Source organism: Allobaculum sp., assembly GCF_047010065.1.
Lineage (GTDB): Bacteria > Bacillota_I > Bacilli_A > Erysipelotrichales > Erysipelotrichaceae > Allobaculum > Allobaculum fili.
In genome coordinates, this window is record NZ_JBKXLD010000084.1 from 1 (window position 1) to 10152 (window position 10152).

Annotated in this window: 8 protein-coding genes and 1 other annotated feature; of the genes, 2 read left to right on the top strand and 6 right to left on the bottom strand. The window is 50.6% G+C overall.

The window, feature by feature from the left end; translation table 11 throughout:
• The coding region (locus tag ACLUYS_RS07675) for a D-alanyl-D-alanine carboxypeptidase family protein (protein WP_412659536.1) at positions 1-174 on the top strand (174 nt) is incomplete at its 5' end.
• A 103-nt stretch (positions 175-277) separates the two neighbouring features.
• Here the strand turns inward: ACLUYS_RS07675 and ACLUYS_RS07680 are convergent.
• Entirely contained in the window at positions 278-970 is a 693-nt protein-coding gene (locus ACLUYS_RS07680; protein ID WP_288338908.1) for an HAD family hydrolase, read from the bottom strand.
• Positions 971-1980: 1010 nt separating this feature from the next.
• Between ACLUYS_RS07680 and ACLUYS_RS07685 the strand changes: the two genes are divergently transcribed.
• Positions 1981-2529, top strand: coding sequence for a hypothetical protein (locus ACLUYS_RS07685; protein ID WP_412659531.1), 549 nt, complete (start codon positions 1981-1983; stop codon positions 2527-2529).
• A gap of 201 nt (positions 2530-2730) precedes the next feature.
• Here ACLUYS_RS07685 and ACLUYS_RS07690 read toward each other — a convergent pair whose 3' ends face one another.
• The 5 genes from ACLUYS_RS07690 to ACLUYS_RS07710 form a co-directional block, all read right to left on the bottom strand.
• Positions 2731-6222, bottom strand: coding sequence for a transglutaminase domain-containing protein (locus ACLUYS_RS07690; protein WP_412659532.1), 3492 nt, complete (start codon positions 6220-6222; stop codon positions 2731-2733).
• Positions 6223-6480: 258 nt separating this feature from the next.
• The gene (locus ACLUYS_RS07695) at positions 6481-7347 is read right to left on the bottom strand and encodes a MetQ/NlpA family ABC transporter substrate-binding protein (protein ID WP_412659533.1); all 867 of its coding nucleotides are present in this window, start codon (positions 7345-7347) and stop codon (positions 6481-6483) included.
• A gap of 220 nt (positions 7348-7567) precedes the next feature.
• Entirely contained in the window at positions 7568-8245 is a 678-nt protein-coding gene (locus tag ACLUYS_RS07700; protein ID WP_412659534.1) for a methionine ABC transporter permease, read from the bottom strand.
• Positions 8229-9272, bottom strand: coding sequence for a methionine ABC transporter ATP-binding protein (locus tag ACLUYS_RS07705; RefSeq protein ID WP_230267561.1), 1044 nt, complete (start codon positions 9270-9272; stop codon positions 8229-8231). Before ACLUYS_RS07705 ends, ACLUYS_RS07700 begins: the two co-directional genes overlap by 17 nt.
• Before the next feature lie 62 nt (positions 9273-9334).
• Positions 9335-9566 (bottom strand) — a binding site (T-box leader).
• Positions 9561-10097 (bottom strand): hypothetical protein, encoded by a 537-nt coding sequence (locus ACLUYS_RS07710; protein WP_412659535.1) that lies wholly within the window; start codon positions 10095-10097, stop codon positions 9561-9563. It overlaps the preceding feature by 6 nt.
• Between the last annotated feature and the right edge of the window lie 55 nt (positions 10098-10152).

A 10152-nucleotide genomic window follows, 5' to 3' on the forward strand; every position in this document is an offset into this window, starting at 1 on the left:
TCCTGGAAGTATGGTTTCATCGTTCGCTATCAGGAAGGAAAAGAAGGAATTACCGGCTATCAGGCGGAGCCCTGGCATTTGCGCTATATCGGCGACAAAGCGCAGGCCATCGCGCAAAGCGGTCTTTGCCTGGAAGAATATCTTGGCGTGGACGGCGGCGATTACGCCCAATAATGCCATTAAAAAAACGGGAACGGATCGTACCGTTCCCCATATTTCTGATCGATCGGCTTTCTATCGCCGATCGTTTTTATTGCTTTTCTTTAATCGATTTTCCTTAATCGTTCTCCTTTTCGGATGGAATGGCTTCGATTGGCAGATCAATGCGGATCTCCTTCATGGAATGCACGACCTGACGGATCTGTTTTCTGCCGGCCATCTGTGAGGCAATATGCGACGAATCCAGCAGCCGCACATCCTGACAGCCGCTTTCAATCGCGCTGTTTATTCCCGCCACAGAATCTTCCAGAATGGTCAGTTCCTCTAACGGAAGGCCGAGAATTTCGGCGGACCGCTCAAACATGGCGATTTTATTTACGTATGTTCCGTCATCGTAGACGATATTTTCCTCTCGAATCCAGCGATCGAGATGAAAGCTGCGAACGAAAAACTCGATGTTTTCCCAGATGGAAGCAGAACAGATCGTAAAGGGAATGCCGCGCCGGGTCAGTTCATCAAACAGCGCTTCGCTGCCTTCGATCAGATGAAAAGACGCCTGATCTTCTGCGCAGTACTGGCGATACAGCGCTTCCTTGCGCTGGGAGAGCTGCTCTTCCCTTGCCGGGTCGATTTTCCCGTTATTGAGGTAGCGAATGATCTGCACATTCGGCTTTCCATTCATATGCAAAACGAGTTCTTCCTGTGTCACCGGACGGTTTCGCAGTTCGAGACTGATCTGGTTCCACGCTTTGACATGCTTGTCGTGGTCGAGAAACAGCGTTCCATTAAAATCGAAAATTACACCTTTCATTCGGATCCCCTCTCTGGCTTATGGCTTTCTTGTCCATCGCTCTTTCTTTGAGCAGACGGATTTATCGGTTCAGTCCTATCTTATCGAACCCATGCTTTTCCTGCAGACAAATACGGATCCTCTCGATCCAGGTTCTGCTTTCAGTGAATCCTCTGCTTCTTTCCTGCTGCCGCCTCCGCCTTTGCCATCCAGGCCGATTCCCAGTGCGCAGTCCGATTCTGGATCGGATACTTCCCAGCCGTCTGCGCCCAGAACGAAATCCAGAACGAAATGGATTCTGCTGGCAGGGCTGGCGGCGGCTGTCGCGCTTGCAGGCCTGGTTGGCTCAGGTCTGGTGGAAACCTGGACAAAGGGAAGCGATCAGGAATGTCTGAACGCTTTGGAGTCCAGGCCGACTCGTCACTGAACCACAAGACTCGTAAACAGTCAGAAAGAGCAGATGACAGCTTACTCAGAAATGTTTGAGAAAGAACTGGAGCATCCTGAACCCTTTTATGACCGCTATTTCAGGATCCGAAACTCAAGGAATGGATCCGGGAGTTTGTGGATCTGCTGAAATCGTCAAAGGACAGGGCCTCTCAGTATTGACCGGAACAGCGGAAAACCTTTTCGGCAGACTACAACATAAATGAATTCAGCCGTCGGATCGCACTTTTCGACCAGATCCGTGAAAAGTATCCGCTGGAATTTTCTGACGCATACGATTCCAGTACTTTACGCATACGCACCTGATTGACGATGCGGATGCTCGAAGCGAAGGGCTGGACGATCTGAAGATCGAACCGGCTGACCATTTTTCAAAGGAAAATGAACAGGCTTTTCTCGAGGCTTTAAGCCGCACGCTGGGTGCCCGCTGGACGGCCAGCGAGGAAGGAACCGTTTTCGACGGATTTATTCCTCTGCAGATACTGGATACGAAGGCGCGGCATGAATATAAGGACAGGCTGTGTGAGGAAATGCGCGCCATCGCCCTGTATATGTTCTGCGAATTTGAAGTCAAAGATCTGCATATGCCGGCAAAAGACTATTATGGCTGTCTTATGGGGATGCCTGGCAGCACCATGAATTATGGCAGCAGTTCTTCGCCGTTTTATTTCTATTCCAGCCGCCGCGCTCGACTGCTGGAGGCGTTCAATCGCTCTTTCAGTTTAGACTTTGAACATGCAGAAGATCAGGACAGGCTGCAGCCTTTAGTTTATGACCAGGATCGAAACGGCATCGTTTTCAATTTTGTCCGTTCTCTGGCGTTCCGTGACGTACTGTTCATGGAATCTGGCCTGAAGCGGGGAAAGCCGGATGGCGACTCTGAATTTGAAATTCGTGCGGCCGGCACTTCCGGAATTGATTTCCATGCGTTTGCCATACAGCCCGGTCAGGGAGGAAACAGCCAGACCCATTCGAAACAATATCGACGAAGAAAGCGGGTTTTACTGGAAAGAGGGAGACGATGCCGTCTTCCAGTATTCGATGGATCCAGATTGTATGAAAGCATTTATTCGCTGCACGGTATATACGCTCGATTGCAGCGGTCAAAGAGGCATCGTGATTTTCGCAGATAAGGCTTACGATAAGATGCTCGACTAAGTCCTGCAGCGATTTTGAGGTCCTTCACCGAAGTGCCTATGTCTGACGCAGCATCCAAAAAAATGAAAAGCGCCTTCGAGGCGGCTGGAACGCATGTAGGACATGCAGTCCGGATCCGCCTGGAAAGCGCTGTTTTTTTGTTCTGTTTAAGAGAAAGACTGGATTGATCTGTCTGGCTATCTTAAGCCGTACCAGCCAATGCCTTCCGCGTTCCATCCGTTTCGGACAAGGAAGGCGTTTTCGTTCGGGTCGGTCGTGTAGTTATGGCTTCCGCTTTTCGCGTTGGGATTGTACTGACGATAGAGCGGGACGCCCTGGGCATCATCGGAATACCAGCCGATGCCTTCGTCCGTCCATCCGGCGCGGATCAGATGATCGCGTTCATTGACCGACATCGTGTAGTGATGATCGCCCGCATTGCGGTTGTACAGACGATATACCGGCGTACGGGACGTTTGCGGCGCGTACCAGCCAATGTTCTCATACGTCCAGCCTGCCTGAATCAGGCTGTTCTTTTCCCTCTCCTGGGCCGTATAGAAGTGTTCGCCCGAGTTTGGATTGTACAGACGGAACATGGCGACGCGCGGCACGGCCGCCTCTTTTCGGATGGAAAACGTCCGCGTTACGCTTCCTGTGTAATGGTTTGTGCCCTGGATGGTAAGACTGGCTGTTCCGACGTTCACGTTATTGGCATAGCTTACGGTGTAGTCCTGACCTGGAATCAGATCTGCGCCGCGGCTGCGGACCGTTAAAGACGGCTGAATCTCCCTGCCTGTCCAGATTTGCTCAGCGATCTGACCGACCATGTCTTCACTCAGGCGGACAGGAACAATCTCGAACTTCCTGACTGCACTTCCCGTGTAATTTCCTTTCCCCGTGATGCTCAGTGAGGCCGTTCCAGGTTCCCGGTTACCCGAATAGCTGAGGGTATAGTCTTTGTCCTGTATCAGACGCGTTTTGCCATGGCTGACGGTTACGGACGGCGCAATCGGCTGGCCTGTCCAGGTCTGATCCGGTATTGCCGAAATCATATCCGTCTTCAGAGAGGCGGGTTTGATCGTAAAAGTTTTCTTTGCGGAGCCCGTATAGTTTCCTTTTCCGGTAATGGTAACGGTCGCGGTTCCCGCACTGATATTGCTGGAACAGGAAACGGTGTAATCCTTGCCGGATGAGAGGGTTTTGTTTCCGAGTTTCACCGTTACGCCCGGCTGAATCGCGCTTCCGGTATACGTATAGCTTGTCGAAGACAGGGTAACGGAAGCGCTGCTCAAAGACGGCAGCGCATTCCACACGGCTTTAAAGCGGAGGACATCTCCGTCTATGTCTGTCGTTTTGGCCAGCGGGGTGCCGTTGGAGTAAATCAATTTTGGATATTTGTGTCTGGCGGCTTCGGCGTCGGACATGAACCGGTTTCCGGATGAACTTTTATACATGTACTGCTTCTTCCTGTCGCTGTATACGTACCATCCGCCAAAGCTGTATCCGTCTCGCGTATATGTGCATTTTGTGGTCGTTACCTTCTGTCCGTAATGGACGACGGTATCTTTCATCGTCGCTCCCTTTCCGCCGTTAGCCTCATACTTGATGGTGAACTTTTTGTCCGGCACCTGCACCTGAATGGTGTATTCCCTTCGGTTCGGGGAATAAATTTTCAGCTCTGCGGATCCGGCTTTCACAGGGGTCGCCTTGATGACGGCTCCGGCGCCTTTGGATGAATTGACGGTAAAAATATTCGTATCGCCAGAATACCACGTCAGGGAGTATCTGGAACCGCTGGATGTGGACAGACTGATCGAATACGTACCTCCAAGTTCCAGCGTCAGCCTGCCGTTGTTGGGAACCGTCTTCGATTTATAGGACGCGGACACACCCGACACGTGTACAAAATTGCTGGCGGCAAGCCAGGTTCCCTCTTTTGCAAGCTTTGTACCTGGCGTCTTGAAATTTGCAGGATCCGGTCTGTGGTCCTTATTGATGTTCGTTTTACCCAATAAAAACCACCGGGTTTCCGCATTAAAGGAGTCATTCCATGTCACGTCGATGGAATAGTAGTAATTGCCAAGTTTTGAAATATTCCAGGAATGAGGCTCAAATTTGCCGGTCGCATTTCCGGTTCCCCCGACGATATACGTTTCCACGCCCGACGCGTTGGCCAGAAGGCTGAACGCATGGGCATATCCTGAGCAGACCGTTTTGCGGCCGATTAAAGCACTGTAGGCGGTCTGTCCGCCATCTTTCAGCTTCTTGTAGTTATTTTCATAATCGATCGTCTGAATCAGATACCGGTTAATAACTTTCAGCTTCTGCACTTTATCGGAAATGTCGATCAGCGGCCGTTTATCCAGAGACGTAAGACTGCCTTTATTGACGATTTCCTTAACTTTATTGAATACTTTCTGCTGACCGGATGTTCCAAAGGCTTTTGCAATCTCATTCCATTCGTATCTGGAATAGGAATCTTTATCAATCCTCCGGACAAAATCGCTCATGGACGGAGCATAGCTTTCCAGAAGAATGTCGCTGTCCGTGAAAGAAGGGATTTCCTCCCGATTGACGAATTCCACATCCAGAGAAATCGTCTGGCTTTCGCTCTGATACAGAACCCAGAGGGCATGCTCCCGTTCTGGGTCGTCGCTCTGAAGCTGGAAGGCGATGCAGGAAGGCAGATTGCCGCCGTCCTTGAACGCGACGCGCATCGTTCCATTTTCGGTTTTCGTCTCAAAACCCGATTCTGCACCGGGCTCAAATTCATTAGCGACCCATACAGACGCAAAATCCGGCAGACGAAGCGAGAAATGATCTCCGTCCTGCCATCTATAAGAAGAAGGATATTCGAGATTCAGGAAAACGGTAGAGCCGATCTGTTCTGGCTTGAGCTGAATCTGGTTTTCTTTCAGCAGGTCTCTGCCCGTCTGATCATTTTCACAATTCGAATTTTCTTCTGTCTGCCGGCTGGCTTCCGGCCTTCCGCTGTCTTCCTGCGCCGGACGGTCTGTCGCCGCATTGTCTTCGGACTGGTCCGCTCTGGAATCCGGTCTGTCCGTATCTTCTGACGAGGACGGCTTCTCTTCGTTTTCCGTGTCTTCTTCCGACTCGTCGACAAACGTAAGAACAGCTGGCTCTTCATTCGCATTCAGTTTCCAGGAAAACGGCAGATCTTCGGCTGCCGCTTCTACAGGAAGGGTAAGAGGAAGCGGGTCCTGAAGGTCCTTCCCGCTTCGTGCATTCAGTTCTATGACCAGTTCGTTTCCTTCCATCGTCCACTGACCGGCGAGAACTTCGCCTTCCAGCCAGATCGGCTGCGGCTTATGCGTGTGTTCGACATGAATCGCCTCGGGAATCGGGAGTCGTACCGTATCGCCCTTCTCCACTCTTCCAGCGTCTTTCAGGAAGATCAGATGGAGAAGAATCTTCTGAGACGAATGTTCATCCGACCAGGCTTTTTCGATTTCAAAACGAAATCCCGGCTGATCTGACCAGCAGACCGAATCGGCTGCCTTTCGACGGGCTCGTTTTTCGGTTCTTCGTGCCCGAAGGCCGGGAGTACGCTCGAGGAGAGGAACAGGGAAACCGAGAGGATCGCCGAAAAACCGGCGAAGGCTCTCTTTCGTATTTTCTTCGCATGCATAGGCTTTCTTTTTCCTTTCCAGTGTGAATTGCCTGGACATTATTATAAATCGTCTTTTTTTATTTGAACAACATATTCCATATTTTTTCGCTATGAAAGACTGTTTTTAAAGACGAATCTGCTCTTTCCTTCGAAAGCTGCCTTTTCCTATTGCGAGCAATTTTTTGCTTGCGAGCAATTTTTTGCGCCCTGCTGGAGCTCTGATTTTTCACCCCATAAAAAAAGCGGCTCAGACAGAAGTTACATTCTGCTTGAGCCGTTTTTTGCATCCGCCTGGATTTTGCTTTAAGGGCGTGTCTTACTTCGCCGGGAAGGCGATTCCTTTGAATTCTTCAGTGATGAAGTTTTTGATTTCTTCGGATTTCAGGGTATCGACAAGTGCTTTGATCGCCGGATCGTCTTTTCTGGATTCCTTAACGGCGATGACGTTCTGGTACGTCTGTGCAGCTACCGAGTCCGCAGCTTCGGTTTCGAGCAGCTTGTCTTCCACGCCGGAAGCGAGGGCGTAGTTGCCGTTGATTACGCCGTAATCGATATCCGGAAGCTTGGAAGCCACCTGGTCCGCCGCAATTTCAACGATGTCGAGGTTTTTCGGGTTGTCGACGATATCGCGAACGGTTGCCGTGGAAATGGTTGCGTCTTCATCAAGCGTGATCCAGCCAAGGCTTTCGAGCAGGTACAGAGCGCGGGCTTCGTTGGTCGCATCGTTTGGAACGACGATGGTTGCTCCGTCTTCGATTTCATCAACAGACTTGTGCTTTTCGGAATACAGACCGAGCGGTTCGTAGTGGATGGCGCCTGCGCTTACGAGGTAGCCGTCATCTCCGGATTTGTAGCCGTTGTCTTCATCGTAGCTGATCAGATACGGTTCGTGCTGGAAGTAGTTGGCATCCAGAGAGCCGTCGGATGTGGACGGGTTGATGTTTGGATAATCGGAGAATTCCACGATTTTCAGATCGATGCCCTGATCGGCCAGTGCGTCTTTGGCTTCTTCCAGGATGATCGCGTGCGGGCTGGTCGTTGCGCCCACAGTCAGTGTGGTTCTTTCGCCTTCGGCACTGGATGCAGAAGCAGCAGCTGAAGAGGCGGCAGGCTGGCTGTTCGAGCAGGCAGCCAGCGAGAGCGCGAGTGCGCCGCAGGCAAGAAGCGAAGTCAGTTTTTTCATTTTGTTTTCCTCCCTTTTACTGGAAATGATTTTTATCGGACTCGCTCTGGCCGGTCAGGATGCGCAGCCGGTCCGGTCAGGCGAGAAGGATACAGATCAAATTTGAAATGAAGTCAGGCTTTCCGGCTGGATTCAGACACTTTCGTCTTTGCGGAATTTTTTATGGTCCGCATTTTTTCATTTGCCGGAGAAAGCGTTTGTTTTAAGCGTTTTTAATTCATTAATGCGTTGTCTTGCGCACGAGCCAGTCGCCGATCCACTGAATGATCGAAATGATGATCAGAAGCAGGATCAGAACGACAAACGTGATATCCCACATCTGTCTCTGCCAGCCAAAGCGGATGGCCAGGTCGCCCAGACCGCCGGCGCCGACGGTACCGACAATGGCGATCTGCCCGATTACGGCGATCAGAACGATCGTCAGCCCGCGGATCATGCCGGGAATATTCTGACGAAGATAGACGTTGCAGATGATTTCCCAGGTGCTCATGCCCATGGAAATGCTGGCTTCGACAATGCCGTCGGGAATTTCTTCCATCGCCGATTCCAGCTGTCTCGCCATGAACGGGATCGTACCGACAATGAGCGGAACGATGGCCATCTTGATACCGATCGTCGTATGGAAAATCAGACGGGTCAGCCCCATCATCAGCGGAATCAGGATGACAAACGGGATGGCGCGAAACAGGTTGATGATTTTATCCAGGATCCAGAAGACCGCTTTATTCGGGGCAATGCCGTCGGGCTTGGTGATGACCACCAGCACCGCGAGAGGCAGCGCGATGATAAAGCTGACGATTCCGGCGATCACTAACATGATCAGGGTATCCACAATGGCCTGGGGGAATTCGTCCGCAAACGCGATGACGTTTGGAATCCAGTTACTCAATGTGTCCACGCTTGATCACCTCCACTCGAATATGACTGTTTTTCAAATCCGCAACGGCGTTTTCAATCTGCTCGTTGCTTCCGGTAAAGATCGTTACCAGCTGGCCGATCGGCTCGTCTTTCCAGATTTCGACGCTTCCGAAAATAATGGAACAGTCGATGCCGAATTCTCTGGAAATGTGCGAAATCATTGCTTCGGCTGTGCTGCTCGAATCGTACTGCAGCTTGACGAGCTGCTGGTTGGCTTTCAGGCGGGTCAGCGGATGATTCTGACGAATCAGTTCATCTACCTTGTTGGCGTTGGACGCGGTTGCGATGAACTCCTTGGTCATCTCCTGCAGAGGGTTGGTGAAGATCGGGATGATGTCTCCCTGTTCCACTACGCGGCCATTGGCCATAATAGCGACCTCGTCGCACAGCTCCTTAACGACGAACATTTCGTGGGTAATGACAACCACCGTAATGTGCCGTTCGGTATTGATGCGCTTAATCAGTTTCAGAATGGTCTGCGTCGTCTGCGGGTCGAGTGCCGAAGTGGCCTCGTCGCAGAGCAGAACTTTCGGATCGTTAACGAGCGCTCTGGCAATCGCCACGCGCTGTTTCTGACCGCCGGAAAGCTGGGAAGGATAGGAATCCTTTCGCTCGACCAGATCGATCAGCGCCAGCAGTTCCATGACCTTGGCGTCGATTTCTTCCTTTGGCCGTTTTTCCAGCCGCAGCGGCAGGGCGATGTTTTCGTAAATCGTCAGGGCCGGCAGCAGGTTAAAGTGCTGGAAAATCATGCCCATTTTCGAACGGGCTTTACGCAGCGCTTTGGGCGATGCTTCCATTAAGTCTTCGCCGTCAAAGATTACTTTTCCCTCATCCGGACGCTCAAGAAGGTTCATGCAGCGAACCAGCGTGGATTTACCGGCACCGGAAAATCCGATGATGCCGTAGATCTGTCCTTTTTTGATATGGAGCGAAACATCTTTTACCGCGCTGACGGTTCCGTCTTTTGTCTGAAACGTCTTTGTGACATGTTCAAGCTCAATCACAGTTTTCTCCTTCCTGTCAGAATCCAGATTGGAAAATCCGGATACAAAAAAAGCCTTCATCACATTAGGACGAAAGCTGACACTTCGTGTTACCACCTAAATTCGCATACCTGTCGCCAGATACGCCTCATCAAGTACAAACATACTCTAACGCTGTAACGGGCGTTCCCGTCAGACCTGTTAATCGGCCATGCTGCTCCAAGACCATGTTCGGACATCTTCGGCATTTCTTTTCACCAGCCAGAAACTCTCTGCGCCCTAGGAATGTCTTACTCTTCTCTTCTTCGCTTATTTATGCGCATACTCTATCACGCTTCTTGAAAATGGCAAAAGAAAAAACAGAATATTTTGGGAACTATGTGAATTTTTCCGGGTTCGAATGCAGTTTTTGAGCGGGTTTCTCCCTTTTTTCAAACGTCCAGGATGAATCGAAACGGCGCATTTTTGCGTCTTCTGTCCATTCTTCTTAAACAAAGTCTTAATTTTAAGGTTTCGTGTATACCCCAAAAGATACGTCTGGTTTTCTGGAGCGTATTCGTACCAGCAGACAGAATCCAGACCCCATCCAGACGGAACGGCGGATCGCATGCGTCCTCTTTTGAAATCTGGGCTATGCGTGCCTGTCTCAAATGCGCTTGCAGTTTCCCTTTTTTCGACTGTGTAAAAAAATTCTTGACTCCGCATAAAGAGGATATTAAGGCTCAATCGCGTTTCCGGAGAAGCAGCCTGCTGAGCGCCTGTCCAATCCAGGCAAAACCCCAGAATTTCTGCGTCCCCCCAAACCGGCCGATGTCCATCGGCTGTCCCCTTTTCTATTTTTCTCAAACTTCATTTTTCTCTCAAAACCTGAATTTCTATTTCATATTTCTATTTCTTCTAT

Coding starts and splice junctions, on each gene's coding strand:
- ACLUYS_RS07680 (WP_288338908.1), bottom strand. CDS start 970: ATGAAAGGTGTAATTTTCGATTTTAATGGAACGCTGTTTCTCGACCAC.
- ACLUYS_RS07685 (WP_412659531.1), top strand. CDS start 1,981: ATGCCGGCAAAAGACTATTATGGCTGTCTTATGGGGATGCCTGGCAGC.
- ACLUYS_RS07690 (WP_412659532.1), bottom strand. CDS start 6,222: ATGTCCAGGCAATTCACACTGGAAAGGAAAAAGAAAGCCTATGCATGC.
- ACLUYS_RS07695 (WP_412659533.1), bottom strand. CDS start 7,347: ATGAAAAAACTGACTTCGCTTCTTGCCTGCGGCGCACTCGCGCTCTCG.